Annotated in this window: 15 protein-coding genes; 7 read left to right on the top strand and 8 right to left on the bottom strand. The window is 38.6% G+C overall.

The genetic code is table 11. The annotated features are described in order from the left end of the window. Positions 1-4 precede the first annotated feature (4 nt). The 6 genes from KKD45_04840 to truB form a co-directional block, all read right to left on the bottom strand. Positions 5-409, bottom strand: coding sequence for a hypothetical protein (locus KKD45_04840; GenBank protein ID MBU4309816.1), 405 nt, complete (start codon positions 407-409; stop codon positions 5-7). Further along, the gene (locus tag KKD45_04835; protein MBU4309815.1) at positions 406-825 is read right to left on the bottom strand and encodes a pilin; all 420 of its coding nucleotides are present in this window, start codon (positions 823-825) and stop codon (positions 406-408) included. The genes KKD45_04840 and KKD45_04835 overlap by 4 nt, the downstream gene beginning before the upstream one ends. An 18-nt stretch (positions 826-843) precedes the next feature. Further along, positions 844-1,263, bottom strand: coding sequence for a hypothetical protein (locus KKD45_04830; GenBank protein MBU4309814.1), 420 nt, complete (start codon positions 1,261-1,263; stop codon positions 844-846). A gap of 21 nt (positions 1,264-1,284) precedes the next feature. Then, positions 1,285-1,674: a hypothetical protein gene (locus tag KKD45_04825; protein MBU4309813.1), complete on the bottom strand. Its 390-nt coding sequence runs from the start codon at positions 1,672-1,674 to the stop codon at positions 1,285-1,287. Between the two features lie 139 nt (positions 1,675-1,813). Then, positions 1,814-2,164, bottom strand: coding sequence for a pilin (locus tag KKD45_04820; protein MBU4309812.1), 351 nt, complete (start codon positions 2,162-2,164; stop codon positions 1,814-1,816). A gap of 291 nt (positions 2,165-2,455) precedes the next feature. Then, the gene (gene truB / locus KKD45_04815) at positions 2,456-3,175 is read right to left on the bottom strand and encodes a tRNA pseudouridine(55) synthase TruB (protein ID MBU4309811.1); all 720 of its coding nucleotides are present in this window, start codon (positions 3,173-3,175) and stop codon (positions 2,456-2,458) included. A 167-nt stretch (positions 3,176-3,342) separates the two neighbouring features. Between truB and infB the strand changes: the two genes are divergently transcribed. The 4 genes from infB (at position 3,343) to clpP (ending at position 7,505) form a co-directional block, all read left to right on the top strand. Further along, positions 3,343-5,310 (top strand): translation initiation factor IF-2, encoded by a 1,968-nt coding sequence (infB, locus tag KKD45_04810; protein MBU4309810.1) that lies wholly within the window; start codon positions 3,343-3,345, stop codon positions 5,308-5,310. Positions 5,311-5,313: 3 nt separating this feature from the next. After that, positions 5,314-5,712 carry a ribosome-binding factor A gene (locus KKD45_04805; GenBank protein MBU4309809.1) on the top strand — a complete coding sequence of 133 codons (399 nt, stop codon included), beginning with the start codon at positions 5,314-5,316 and terminating at the stop codon, positions 5,710-5,712. Positions 5,713-5,766: 54 nt separating this feature from the next. Beyond that, entirely contained in the window at positions 5,767-6,732 is a 966-nt protein-coding gene (locus tag KKD45_04800) for a bifunctional oligoribonuclease/PAP phosphatase NrnA (GenBank protein ID MBU4309808.1), read from the top strand. 194 nt (positions 6,733-6,926) lie between these two features. Continuing rightward, positions 6,927-7,505: an ATP-dependent Clp endopeptidase proteolytic subunit ClpP gene (clpP, locus tag KKD45_04795; GenBank protein ID MBU4309807.1), complete on the top strand. Its 579-nt coding sequence runs from the start codon at positions 6,927-6,929 to the stop codon at positions 7,503-7,505. A gap of 285 nt (positions 7,506-7,790) precedes the next feature. On the opposite strand, the gene KKD45_04790 is transcribed toward clpP, so the two are convergent. Then, the gene (locus KKD45_04790; GenBank protein MBU4309806.1) at positions 7,791-8,315 is read right to left on the bottom strand and encodes a transcription elongation factor GreA; all 525 of its coding nucleotides are present in this window, start codon (positions 8,313-8,315) and stop codon (positions 7,791-7,793) included. 167 nt (positions 8,316-8,482) lie between these two features. On the opposite strand from KKD45_04790, the gene KKD45_04785 reads away from it, so the two are divergent. Beyond that, complete coding sequence (locus tag KKD45_04785) at positions 8,483-8,914, top strand: hypothetical protein (GenBank protein MBU4309805.1); 432 nt, start codon at positions 8,483-8,485, stop codon at positions 8,912-8,914. Between the two features lie 245 nt (positions 8,915-9,159). Here the strand turns inward: KKD45_04785 and KKD45_04780 are convergent, their stop codons facing one another. Then, complete coding sequence (locus tag KKD45_04780) at positions 9,160-9,489, bottom strand: hypothetical protein (protein ID MBU4309804.1); 330 nt, start codon at positions 9,487-9,489, stop codon at positions 9,160-9,162. Between the two features lie 208 nt (positions 9,490-9,697). Here KKD45_04780 and ftsH point away from each other — a divergent pair, with 208 nt between their 5' ends. Both ftsH and KKD45_04770 read left to right on the top strand, forming a co-directional pair. Continuing rightward, positions 9,698-11,527, top strand: a complete 1,830-nt coding sequence (gene ftsH / locus KKD45_04775; protein MBU4309803.1) for an ATP-dependent zinc metalloprotease FtsH — start codon at positions 9,698-9,700, stop codon at positions 11,525-11,527. 101 nt (positions 11,528-11,628) lie between these two features. Further along, complete coding sequence (locus KKD45_04770; GenBank protein MBU4309802.1) at positions 11,629-13,062, top strand: O-antigen ligase family protein; 1,434 nt, start codon at positions 11,629-11,631, stop codon at positions 13,060-13,062. The last annotated feature ends 1 nt before the right edge of the window (position 13,063 follow it).

The raw sequence follows: 13,063 nt of genomic DNA, 5'->3' as shown, positions 1-13,063 counted from the left end.
AGATTTATTTAGTTAAGGTCGCGTCTCCCAGTTTAGTAATTACAAAGTAGGAGATGGAAAAGGAAATAAGAACGATGGCTAGGCCAATAATGGCTGCCTGAATAACATTCTTGGCTTTTTTAACTGAGTCATCGTTACCGCGGTCAGTCATCCAGAGATAGCCTCCATAGAGCATTAGGACAAGGAAGATGATGCCAAGAACAGATAAAAAGGCATTGATAATAGTGCCGATTAAGATATCCGAAGTGGTTTCAGTGTTATAGCCCATGCCTCCAGCGCCAGCCATATCTTTTAGCTTGCTGCTTTCACTAAAAGCACTACTTAAACCTTGAGCTAAAACATGAGAAGAGTTAGCTAATAATATAATGGCCAGAATAACTATTGTAATGTATTTTTTAATATTTATCATGCTGTTGTGTTTACTGTTGATTTAAATAATTCAAGTACTAATTGGGTGATTGCATAAGCCCCTAGAACGATTATTAAACCTATTAAAGCGCTTTTTATATTTTCTTTAGCTTTATCGATGGCCTTGTTATCATCCTTGGCGGTCATCCAGAGAAAGCCACTGTAAAGCATTAAAATTAGAAAAATAACGCCGACAAGTGAGAGTGCAGAATTTATTATATAGGGGATTGTATATTCTAAGTTTGAGCCAGTTACCTTCATTCTGGTGTGACCAGTCTCGTCGCCAGTTTTTTTAAGACTACTACTTTCTTCAAAGTTGTTAACGTTAAAGGCACTAACAATACTGGGCATTAACATTGCTGAAAAAATAATCACAATGAGCAATGTATTTAATATTGTTAAGGCTTTTTTTAACATTTTATATTAATTTAATAATTAATTACCTGTAGTTAGTTTTTGTCCTATCCAGGCGGTGATAGCGTAAGCCGACATGACGATAACTAGTCCAATGATAGCAGCCTCGATTAAGTCTTTAGCTTTTTTGGCATGCGAGCCTTCACCGCGATCCAGCATCCACAAGAAGCCACCATAAATCATGAGAACCATGAAGATGACGCCCAGAAAAGAAAGAACGGTACCGATGATTTTTCCAACTAGAGTTGGTAATGATTGACCAACGGAGCCTGTAATGCTTCCAGTTTCTGACCCTGTATAAGCTTTGTTGGCAGTTTTGTTTAAATTTTTCAAAGTATCATCGCCTGTATTATCAGTCGCTGCTAAGCTTACATTTGCCAAAGCAACCATTAATAAGAAGGTGAAAATAAATATTTTTTTGATGATTGTATTTTTAGTCATCTGTGTATTTTTCGAATTAGTTTATGAACCAGTTGCGGTTTTGATTTGAGTTAGGACAAAACTAGCAAGACCGTAAGACATTAAGATAATAACTAAACCAACAACAGCTGCGGATAAAATTTGTTTAGCTTTTTTGATGTTGTCATCATTGCCAGCAGCAGTCATCCATAGAAAACCAGCATAAAGAATTAAAATAACGGCCAACATGCCCAGGAAGCCAAGAAAAATCTTGATACCGTTGGCCACCATTGTTCGTGGATCATTAGCTTCAAAGCCAATGCCTTCAATGCTTGCTTGAGTGTCAACACCATCCGGACCTGTCCAGATATTAACCTCGGCTAATGATGGGGAAGCTTTCATTATAAAAAGGGAGAAAGCGATCATGAAAAATGCACTTATTTTTTTAAACATAGAGTTTTTTTAAAATCAAAAATGATTTTATAAATTATTAATTAAATTTATTCATAACCGTGAATACAATCGAACTTGTGTTCACGGTTATGAACCCGCCAGGGCGGATTCATAATATTAGCTAATTTTTGAAACTAATTTATGCGGAAGTAGTCGCATTCATCATTTGTTCAATAACGAACTTAGCCAAACCGTAAGACATTAAGATAATGATTAAGCCGATTAAACCAGCGGCTAGAAGTTTTTTCGCTTCACTGATTTTATCTTCGTTACCTGCGGCAGTCATCCATTTGAATCCACCTAGCAAGATGATTACTACAGCAATCATACCAAGGAAACCAAGCATAATGTTGATTATGTTGGTAGCCACGTCCACTGGACTTTTTGTGCCTAGACCGATATCTGCTACGGCTTGTTCGCCAGCGCCACCGCTAGCCCAAGGGTCAAGCGCTAATGCTGATGATGCAAAAATGGCAGATGCGGATAACATAGTTACGAAAAGGATAACTATTGTTGCAACCTTATTTGATAATTTTTTCTTCATGAATTCACCCCCTCTCTATTGTAAATAAATATCGAAATATTTATTACAGATTAGTTATTAACATTAATCTTATTTTAACATATTTTGGGAAAAAGAGGAAATAAATAGTTGGCTCCATAGTGGCCGCGTCCCTGTGGAGCCTTAGTGCAATTAATAATATACTTCATTGTGGAAATTTAAATAATTGCACGACGGCTCCACAGCCCATTCGGGACTATGGAGCCAACATTTGAGTGGCTATTCACCAGGGTTAAATATATATTCTTCCCAATTATCCGAGTTCAATTTTTCGAGAGTAACACTATCTTTAATATCAAATTTGCCAATTTTAGTTCGGCTTAATTTATTTAAATAAGCGCCACAACCAAGTTTTTGACCGATGTCATGGCCGAGGGAGCGAATGTAGGTGCCGGTGGAGCAGTGTACGGTAATGCGTAAATGTGGATAAGTGTATTCGTTTAAAATAATCGAAAATATTTCAATCGAACAAGGCTGCCGTTCAATTTCAATACCCTTACGTGCTAATTCATATAATTTTTGTCCCTGCACCTTCTTGGCACTAAACATCGGCGGAATTTGCTCCTGTTTGCCAATAAAATTATTTAAAACCTCTAAAACCTGTTTTTCCGTCGGTGCCTGTTGTTTGTTAGCTGTTATGTGTTGGGTGATGACGCCTTCATTGTCAAAAGTGTCTGTGGTGGCGCCCAGGATTAAATCGGCCACGTATTCTTTGTCTAATTTGACAAACTGACTAATTTTCTTGGTGCTGTCACGGCCGATGGCTAAAATTAAAAGACCGTCAGCGAAGGGGTCCAGCGTGCCAGCATGTCCAATTTTTCTAATATTAGTAATTCGACGCAATTTATTGACAATAGTGTGAGAAGTTGGTCCTACGGGCTTGTTGATGAGAATAAATCCACTACTTAGGCTTTGTTCTTGACTTTTTTGGTTTATCATTGTAGAGTTAAAGAAAAATAAGGCGACTTAATCGTCTTTTTTATGGTCAAGGAATTTTAATATTCCGACCATACAAAAAAGTCTTTGACTTTTATAATTCTCACTATTTAGTATTAACTATTTGCCCCTTGGCGCATTTATCAGTTTATTATTTAGTTCAATCCTACATGAATATTACAGAACTAGCAAGATTATTAAAAGTGACACCTCAAGAGTTGAGATATTATTTATCGCAAGCAGGTTTCGATATTGGTGGCCGGGCGATTAAAATTAATAAAAGTGTCGCGAATAAGATTTTGAAAGAATGGCCAAAAATTAAGCGAAAAATAGATAAACAAAGAGAAGAAAAAGAGCGCGTAGAAAGAGAGAAGAAAGTACGTATTGAGACTCATGAAAAAGTTTTTGTGCCTGCTTTTATTTCAGTGCGTGATTTTGCCGGCTTGGTAGCAAGTCCCGTGAACGTGATTTTGGCAGAATTGATTAAGAACGGTATTTTCGCATCTCTGAATGAGCGCATTGATTTTGAAACAGCTTGGTTGGTTGGTTCTGAACTTGGCTTTGAGGTGATTAGAAAAGAAGGTGAAGATGAGACGGCTGTTAAGGAAAATAAACTCGATGATATTTTATCCAAAGAGCAAGCAGTAGATATGTTGGATCGTCCACCAGTAATTGTGGTAATGGGACATGTTGATCATGGTAAAACTAGCTTACTTGATGCTATTCGTAAAACAAATGTCATTGGCGGTGAGGCCGGTGGTATTACTCAACATATTGGCGCTTATCAAGTAGTACGCAGAAACCAAACTATTACATTTATTGATACTCCCGGTCATGAAGCGTTTACAGCCATGCGATCACGTGGTGCCAAGATTGCTGACGTGGCGATTTTAGTGGTAGCCGCTGACGATGGCGTGATGCCTCAGACTGTTGAAGCGTACAAGATCATCCAAGCAGCTAAGTTGCCGTTTGTGGTGGCGATTAATAAGGTTGATAAGGTAGATGCCAATATTGATAAAACTAAACAAGAATTATCAGGTAAATTAAATATTACCCCGACTGATTGGGGCGGTAAGACTACCTGTGTGCCGATTTCTGCGAAGAAGGGCGACGGTATTACTGATTTATTGGATATGATTCTTTTGACCGCGGAGACTGAATTGGAAAATGTCAAAGCCAATCCCAATGCGGATGCGGCCGGCACGGTGATTGAATCACATTTGAGCAAAGGCTCAGGGCCAGTGGCAACAATTTTAGTGCAGAACGGCACTTTGCGTTTAGGTGATAGCTTGATGATGAATGGTAAGGACGTGGGCAAGATTCGTAATTTAACTACCTATAATGAGGGCAATGTGAAGGCAGTAGGACCAGCAACACCGGTGCAAATTATTGGTTTGCGCGCGATGTTGAATGTTGGTGATGTTTTGGAAGTGGGCGAGGGCGAACGCGTGAAAAAGAAAAAATTACGAACAGCGGCTGATGCGAGTTTTAATAAGACTAGCCAACGCGATGAAAATACTACCTCTGAAAAAGTTAATTTGATCATCAAGGGTGATTTGTTGGGTTCGATTGAGGCAATTGAAGAATCTTTGGAAAAAATTAATACCAAGGATGTGAGTGTAAAAGTTGTACACCGCGGCTTGGGTAACATTAGTGATGGTGATATTAAGCGAGCGGAAGCAACTGGCTCTTTGATTTTAGGTTTTAACGTCAAAACACCAATTGCAATCGAAAACATGGCGCGTGAAAAAAATATTTCTATTAAGGCTTATAATGTTATTTATGATTTATTAAATGATGTTAAAGCTGAAATGCGTTCTCGTATTGTGGTGACCTATGAAAGAGAAGATTTAGGTCGTTTGAAGGTCTTGGCGATTTTTAGAACCGAGAAAGAAGCGCAAATCGTCGGTGGTAAAGTGATTGATGGCGTGATTGAATCTGACGCCCTGATTGAGGTAATGCGTAATAAGGAATTAGTAGGCACGGGTAAATTAACTAACCTACAAGCGGGCAAACAAAATGTTAACAAGGTTGAGACTGACGAAGAGTGTGGCTTGCATTATGCCGGTAATATAGTGGTTGAAGTTGGTGATGTGTTGGTGTTTTATAAAAATAATGAAGTAAAAGTAACTTTCTAATATATGAGTCGAGTTGAAAAAGTAAATGAACAATTAAAAGATGACTTGGCGGTTATTGTAAATAGCGACGTCTATTTGGATGGTGGCTTGATTACGATTATTCGCGTGAAATGTGCGCCTGATATGAGTAATGCTAATGTCAATATTTCAGTTTTGCCAGAGAATTTATCAGGCACAGCTTTGAAGTTGTTGCGCAAAAATGCCAGTGCCTTTACTCGCAAACTAAGCTTGAAATCACGGATGCGTAAAGTGCCAAGATTAACTTTTGGTATTGATAATCAAGAACGCTACGTAGCTAAGATGGACAAGGTTTTTGCGGAGATTAGAATGGATGAGAAAAACGACTTAGGAAAACTATGGCGTGATGATGGGGAAAAACAGGAGGAAATTGATAAAGAGTAGTCTAGAGTCCGCCGTTGCTGAAGCTGTGGCGTGATGAAAGAGGAAAGTAAATGTATGATAGAAGAGAAATACCGAGAGGCGTATGAAAAAATTAAAGGAGCACGGAATGTTTTGGTGGTAACCCATTATCGACCAGATGGCGATGCGCTTTCTTCGATGGGCATAATGATTGAGTTACTAGAATCTTTACATAAAAAATATCACGCTTTTTGCAGTGATGCTCCGCCCTTTCAATTTAATTTTTTACCTCACGTTGAAAAAATTAAATCTGACCGTGATGGAATAAATTTTGCCGATTTCGATTTGTTTATTGCGCTTGATTGTGGCAGTCTGAGTCGGACAAATTTAACTAAAGAGATTGGCCATCGTCACAAAGACCAAATCGCGATTGAATTTGATCATCATCCCAAGATTGACAGCTATTCTAATATAGAAGTACGTAATGCGAAGGCGTCATCAACCGCGGAGGTGTTGTATTTTTTTCTTAAAGCTAATAAAGTGCGCTTTAATAAAAATTTTGCTAATTGCATTTTAACAGGTATTCTCACGGACACAGGTAATTTGCTCTACGAATCAACTTCGGAAAAAACGATTAAGATTACTTCGGAGATGTTGGTCTATGGAGCACGTTATCCGATGATTTTGGAAAACACTTGGCGCAACAAAAGTTTATTATCGATGCGTGTCTGGGGTCGGGCGATGAGTAATTTGAAAATAAATAGTTTTTATAATTTCGCTTATTCTTTTTTAACTAAAGATGATATCAAAAATAGTGGGGTAACTGAAGAAGAATTAGAGGGAATTCCCGGCTTTCTCAGTAATCTTGCCGGTGTTAAGGCGCTGGTTTTTATGCGCGAAGAAGAGGGTGGTAAAATTAAGGGTAGTTTGCGTACCACACATCCTGATGTTGATATTTCCAAGCTGGCTCAAGTTTTGGGCGGTGGTGGTCATAAGCGGGCGTCGGGATTTGTTGTTGATGGCAAGTTTGAAGAGGTGGACGGGAATTGGAGAATTGTTTAATCCTTGTCATTCCCGCGAAGGCGGGAATCCAGGCGCCACAGATTTTTAATACATAATTATATAGAATTTTTTTAAAAATATTAATAAATAACGTCGATTTGTTTATTTTAGTTTTCCTTAATATTAATTACGATATACGAGGCACCTGGATCCCCGCCTTCGCGGGGATGACGGAATAAACAAACAAAAAATATATGACATTAATACCAACAGTTATTGAAAAATCAGGTCAAGTTGAGCGTGCTTACGATATTTACTCACGCCTTTTGCGTGATCGAATTATTTTTTTGGGCGAGGCGATTGACGATCACGTGGCTAACATTATTATCGCGCAACTTTTATTTCTTGACGCTGAAAGTAAGGATAAGGATATCAAATTTTATATCAATTCCCCAGGTGGATCAGTATCTGCGGGTATGGCCATCTATGACACGATGCAATATGTAAAATCTGATGTTTCAACAATTTGCGTGGGCATGGCCGCTTCCATGGGCGCAGTTCTTTTATCAGCTGGTGCAGCGGGCAAACGTTTTTCTTTGCCAAATAGTGAAGTGATGATTCACCAAGTAATGGGTGGGGCTGAAGGACAGGCGAGTGATATTAAAATTCGTTCTGAACATATTTTGAAAACCAGAGATAAGTTGAACAAGATTTTAGTGAAACATACTGGGCAAAAAATTGCCAAAATTGAACAGGATACTGATCGTGATTACTACATGTCGGCTGAAGAAGCGAAGAAGTACGGTATTATTGATAAGATTATGACAAAATAAAAACTTTGCATAAAAACTCCCTCGCCCCGGCGGGAGAGGGTTGGGGTGAGGGGAAATTTTAAAAAAACTTAGCGTATATTGCTAAGTTTTTTTGTTTTAAGCGACGCGCTCTCGCTTGTGTCACTTTTGAGACCAAAAGTAACCAAAAGTCTTGGGGGTGTTCAATGCACTATCACATGCAAGAGTTTTGTTATTTTAAGGCTGGCGTTTAGTTCACACCCCCAAACCCCCGGGGTTATTTTGAGTATCCTTTTATGTTTTACTTATTTTTGATTTTTGCTTGTTCTATTCTATTTTAATAATCTTGTATTCCACAATTTTGGTGGCTAAGTGCACTTGCACTCGGTCGCCAATTTTTTTACCCATCAAGGCGGAGCCGATGGGGGAATTATTTGAAATTACATTGTTGTCAGGATTGGTCTCAGCCGAGCCAAGAATTAGAAAAGTTTTTTCTTTGCCGTTCACTTCGACGGTTACTTTATGACCGAGCTCGACGCGGTCTTTGTTTTGGTTGTGCTCAATGATAACGGCGCGTTTTAGGTGGTCGGTGATGTCGGTGATGCGTTGGTTGATTCCACGCAAACGTCCCTTGGCAATTTGGTAAGCGGCGTTCTCGGAAAAGTCGCCATCTGCAGCTGAGTGCTTCATCTCGGTAATCGCGCGCGGTTGGCTAACTTTTTTTAACTTCTCTAATTTAGCCGTCAATTCGTGGAATTTTTCAGCAGTAATATTTTGATCAGCTTTAAGTCCGGCGTAGATGCCGGGTTTCCGTTGAGGGGTGCGCATATTTTTTTCTTCTTCCGTTATCATCGCGAAGGCGTGGATTCAGGAGTTTGTTTATAATATGAATATAACATAATCAGAGAATGACACAAGTAATCTTGACATTACAGTGCTTTTCTGCTAATATTCAAGATTGCCGAATTAAATTGGTATTCGTACATTTTATATAAAAAACCACACAAAAGGAGATGGTCATGGAAAACAATTATTATGGTGTTTATGCAGTTTTGGCGTTGTTGCCGATTTGGGCGACGATTGTGATTTTTTATCTATTGACCTTATTCGTTGTGGACGCCGGTCGGGAAAGATTTGAAGGTTTCTCTTATAATGTTTCCCATGCGGCACGCTACGGTGATATTGGTCTATTGGTTATTATCATTATTGGCTCTACGATTTTGCAAAGATGTCCAGAGTTGAGCGGATTTATAGCGACTAATAAATTTCAATTTCTTTGTGGTTTCGTCTCTGGTGTAATTGCTGGGGGAATGTTTGGTGCAGAAGTTGTAATGCATAGCAAGGGCGTAGAACGACAAATAGTGGACATATATCATAATTTATTTATTTTACCTTTTTTTGTTGGCTTATTGCTGGCACTTTTCCGGTTATTATATTTCATGGGACAATGACGGAAAAATGGGTAGCCATGTTATGTATTATAATTTGGTTTAGCTTGTGTTGTTATGATATTAATAATAAAAGACTTGATCAGCGCTCATGGTTAAAAGCGCATGGATACACCTGTATCCTGAAAAACTGACCACAACAAAAAAAATATTTTCACCCCGAGGAGGCTCATACTTCCTCGGGTTTTTTATTTTGTAAAATTAAAAGCCCCGGCAACTTTCTGGTTGCTGGGGCTGGTTTGGTGAAATCACGGACCGGCGGTAATTTCTGGGACGTGAAGGTCTAGTTTTTTTTCACGCAAGGTTCTTTTTCCTTGATGGAATATTCTGAAGTCACTGAACAAAAGACCGTCTTTGTCATTAATGGATTTACAATATTTTTTAAAATACTTTGTATCACACACTTTGGCCATTGTTGTGAAGTATTTAACCATCATCCCGGCATGTTCTTCGGCGGCTTTTTCGGTGGTCACTAGAAGTGGAATTTTTATTGTTTTTTCTAACTCTACCTTTTCGTCTGCGTATGTTTTGCCAGTGATGTGCAGTAAAAATTCAAAGGTCCAATATTTATCGTTCATGTGTGCCCTCCTTATTTGGATTTATTTTTACTTGTAATCACTTTGATACTCTATTTAAGCAGGCTTGTGATAAAAAGTCAATTATTGGGCGATGTATTGACTAAAAACCTCGATTATTATACACTATTTAGGTATTAATAATGATTTTTTGGCTATTTGCAAAGAAAATGATGCTGTTTATTTTGTTGCCGGTCGCCTATATATTTACATGAAAAGTTTACTAAAAAATTTCTCCATTTTTATCTTGGTGTTTTTGGCAATTGCGCTTATTTTTAGTGCTTATGGCCAAGGCACGAAGATTGAAAATGCTAATATTGGCAAATTTATTTCGCAAGTTGATAATGGCGAGGTGAAAAGCGTGATTATTCGTGGTGATGAAATGGAAGTGGAACTGAAAGATGGGGCTAAGGAAATGGTTAAAAAAGAAATGGGAGCGACTTTTTCTGAGTTGATGAGTAATTACGGTATTGCCAAGGAGAAAATTATCGGAATTGATGTGGCTGTGAAGAGTGAAGAGGGGGCTGGTTACTGGATGGCAACTTTATTGCCGATTCTTTTGCCATTTTTGCTAATCGGCGTTTTTATCTTTATGATGATGCGTTCAGTGCAGGGAGCAAACTCAAAGGCAATGATGTTTGGACAATCACAGGCAAAAGAGTTTGGTAAAGATACAAAGAATAAAGTTTCGTTTAAAGATGTGGCGGGTGTAAAAGAAGCAAAAGAAGAATTGTCAGAGGTTGTTGATTTTTTGAAACAGCCGAAGAAGTTTTTGGAATTAGGCGCGCGCATTCCGCGTGGCGTGTTGTTATTGGGTAGTCCGGGAACTGGCAAGACCTTGTTGGCACGAGCAGTAGCAGGTGAAGCGGATGTGCCATTCTATCATATTTCCGGCTCTGAGTTTGTGGAAATGTTTGTTGGTGTTGGCGCGAGCCGTGTTCGTGATTTGTTTAAAAAGGCAAAGAAAAGTGCACCTTGTATTATCTTTATTGATGAAATTGATGCAGTTGGTCGTCGTCGTGGCGCTGGCTTGGGTGGTTCACATGATGAACGTGAACAAACCTTGAATCAAATTTTGGTTGAAATGGACGGCTTTGAACCAAGTGCGAATGTAATTGTGATGGCCGCAACTAATAGACCAGATGTTCTTGATCCAGCTTTGCTTCGACCAGGACGTTTTGATCGTCAAGTAGTTTTGGATAATCCTGATATTAAAGATCGTGAAGAAATTTTGAAGATTCATGCTAAGGAAAAACCATTAGCCAAGGATGTGAGCTTGCGCAGAATTGCGGAACGTACCCCTGGATTTAGTGGCGCTGACTTAGCCAATGTTTTGAATGAGGGTGCGATTTTGGCGGGACGAAAAAATAATAAAATTATTGATATGGAATTCTTGTTGGAAGCGATTGAGAAGGTAATGCTTGGACCGGAACGCAAGAGCAAGGTTTTCTCTGAGAGAGAAAAGAAGGTAACAGCCTATCATGAAGCGGGCCATGCTTTAGTGGCGCATTTTTCTCCGAACACTGATCCAGTGCAAAAGATTTCTGTAATCTCTCGTGGACGAGCTGCCGGTTATATGATTAAATTACCGACTGAAGATAAGCATATGCACACTAAGGCAGAGTTTATGGAAGATATCGCAGTGTTGTTAGCCGGTTATCTAACGGAGAAAGAAGTTTTTGGTGAAATTACCACCGGTGCCACCTCTGATTTGCGTAAGGCCACCAGTCTGGCTCGTCGCTTGGTAACTGATTATGGTATGTCTGAAAATCTTGGACCCCGAACTTTTGGTGAAAAAGAAGAAATGATTTTCTTGGGTCGTGAGATTCATGAGCAAAGAGATTATAGCGAGAAGATGGCGGAACAGATTGATGTCGAGATTGCGGCCTTTATTGAAAAAGGCAAACAAATGGCATTGACTATTATCAAGGGTCAAAGAGAAAAATTAGAAGCGATTGTAAAGGTTTTAGTTGAGAAGGAGACTTTGGAAAAGGAAGAGTTTGAGGCTATCGTCGGACCCTTGAATAAAAATATCAACTAATGACATCTAGATCTTAAAAATATTTAAGGCGCCCCATTTGGCGTCTTTATATTTTTAGATATTGGTGATAAGATATAGGGATAAAGAATTAGTCTAATCATATGAGAAATGTAAAATATTTACAGTGGGCAATAATGTTTATTCTTTTTGCGTTGCCTAGCTACACCCTAAGATTTAAAATAGTTGGTATTCCCATTACAATGTTGGAGGTGATGATTTTGGCGACTTTCGCAATCTGGTTTTTGAACGGCTATAAACAGGTCATTGAAAATATTAAAACACGACGCAGCGGAGGTGCAGGACTGAGTCGTTATCCGTTTGATATTGAGATGGTGTTGCTGTTAATTATTTCTTTTATCTCCGTTGGTGTTGCGGGCTTTAGCAATGAAGCCTTTGGAATCTGGAAAGCGTATTTTTTTGAACCATTGTTGTTTTATATTTTATTGTTTAATGTTTTTGCTTCGCCACGCCGTAGTCTTGGCGAAGGCTGGGTTTCCGTATTTGAGAAAATAATTTGGCCATTGACGATTGCAGCTTTTTTGATTTCCGTCTTTGCAATCTACCAAAAAATAACCGGTGATTTTATCGCCAATCCATTTTGGTCAGCTGTAGAAACAAGAAGAGTAGTTTCCGTCTTTGCCTATCCCAATGCGCTCGGTCTTTATTTGGCGCCGTTAGTTTTATTAATGACAGGCCATGGCTTAGCAATTTCGAATTTCGAATTTCGAATTTTGAATAAAGAAAAAATTTTAAAAATTATATTTTTATCAGTAATAATAATCTTATCTTTATTGTCAATTTACTTTGCGCATTCCGAGGGAGCGATAGTGGGTGTTGTGGCGGGGACAATTTTGTTTGGTCTATTAATCGGCAAACGAATGCGCTTAGCAACTATGGGAGTTTTAATATTTGCGCTGATTATGTTTTTTGTAAATGTTAATGTGCACAATAAGATAGTTGAAAAAGGAACGCTAAGTGATTTTTCTGGCGAAGTGCGCAAGCAACAATGGCGAGAGACCTGGATGATGTTAACCGAAAGTCCGCAACGTTTTATTTTGGGAGCGGGCCTGGCTAATTATCAAACAGCGGTGAAGCCGTATCATCAAGAAGGAATATTTTTTAACGAAGATCATGACCCAGACTTTCATCGTAAATTAGTTTTGTTTAGTGACGATTACAAAAAGAAATATTGGCGACCAGTTGAAGTCTATCTTTACCCGCACAATATTTTCTTAAATTTCTGGTCAGAGTTAGGCTTACTTGGCGCATTGTTGATGACTTGGATAATTGTTAAGTTTTATTATATTGGCGTCCGCCAGGTGCTTCAAAATTCAAAACATAAAATTCAAAATTACGGCTCCAGTACAAAAGAAAACTATATAATAATTACATTATTGTCAGCAATGACGGCAATCGTAATTCACGGAGCTGTGGATGTTCCGTACTTTAAGAATGATATGGCAATAATGTTCTGGGTATTAATAGCCTTAATGGGAATGGGGCACTTAATGATTAATAAAGAAGATAAAAAATAAA

The sequence above is a fragment of the Patescibacteria group bacterium genome, from assembly GCA_018897195.1.
Lineage (GTDB): Bacteria > Patescibacteriota > Patescibacteriia > Patescibacteriales > UBA12075 > JAHILH01.
Note: the sequence above shows the minus strand (reverse complement) of the source record. Positions and strands in the feature narration are given on the sequence as shown.

Bases quoted from the DNA above. Each gene is read 5' to 3' on its own strand.
- KKD45_04840 (MBU4309816.1), bottom strand. From the start codon at position 409: ATGATAAATATTAAAAAATACATTACAATAGTTATTCTGGCCATTATA.
- KKD45_04835 (MBU4309815.1), bottom strand. From the start codon at position 825: ATGTTAAAAAAAGCCTTAACAATATTAAATACATTGCTCATTGTGATT.
- KKD45_04830 (MBU4309814.1), bottom strand. From the start codon at position 1,263: ATGACTAAAAATACAATCATCAAAAAAATATTTATTTTCACCTTCTTA.
- KKD45_04825 (MBU4309813.1), bottom strand. From the start codon at position 1,674: ATGTTTAAAAAAATAAGTGCATTTTTCATGATCGCTTTCTCCCTTTTT.
- KKD45_04820 (MBU4309812.1), bottom strand. From the start codon at position 2,164: ATGTTATCCGCATCTGCCATTTTTGCATCATCAGCATTAGCGCTTGAC.
- truB (MBU4309811.1), bottom strand. From the start codon at position 3,175: ATGATAAACCAAAAAAGTCAAGAACAAAGCCTAAGTAGTGGATTTATT.
- infB (MBU4309810.1), top strand. From the start codon at position 3,343: ATGAATATTACAGAACTAGCAAGATTATTAAAAGTGACACCTCAAGAG.
- KKD45_04805 (MBU4309809.1), top strand. From the start codon at position 5,314: ATGAGTCGAGTTGAAAAAGTAAATGAACAATTAAAAGATGACTTGGCG.
- KKD45_04800 (MBU4309808.1), top strand. From the start codon at position 5,767: ATGATAGAAGAGAAATACCGAGAGGCGTATGAAAAAATTAAAGGAGCA.
- clpP (MBU4309807.1), top strand. From the start codon at position 6,927: ATGACATTAATACCAACAGTTATTGAAAAATCAGGTCAAGTTGAGCGT.
- KKD45_04790 (MBU4309806.1), bottom strand. From the start codon at position 8,315: ATGATAACGGAAGAAGAAAAAAATATGCGCACCCCTCAACGGAAACCC.
- KKD45_04785 (MBU4309805.1), top strand. From the start codon at position 8,483: ATGGAAAACAATTATTATGGTGTTTATGCAGTTTTGGCGTTGTTGCCG.
- KKD45_04780 (MBU4309804.1), bottom strand. From the start codon at position 9,489: ATGAACGATAAATATTGGACCTTTGAATTTTTACTGCACATCACTGGC.
- ftsH (MBU4309803.1), top strand. From the start codon at position 9,698: ATGAAAAGTTTACTAAAAAATTTCTCCATTTTTATCTTGGTGTTTTTG.
- KKD45_04770 (MBU4309802.1), top strand. From the start codon at position 11,629: ATGAGAAATGTAAAATATTTACAGTGGGCAATAATGTTTATTCTTTTT.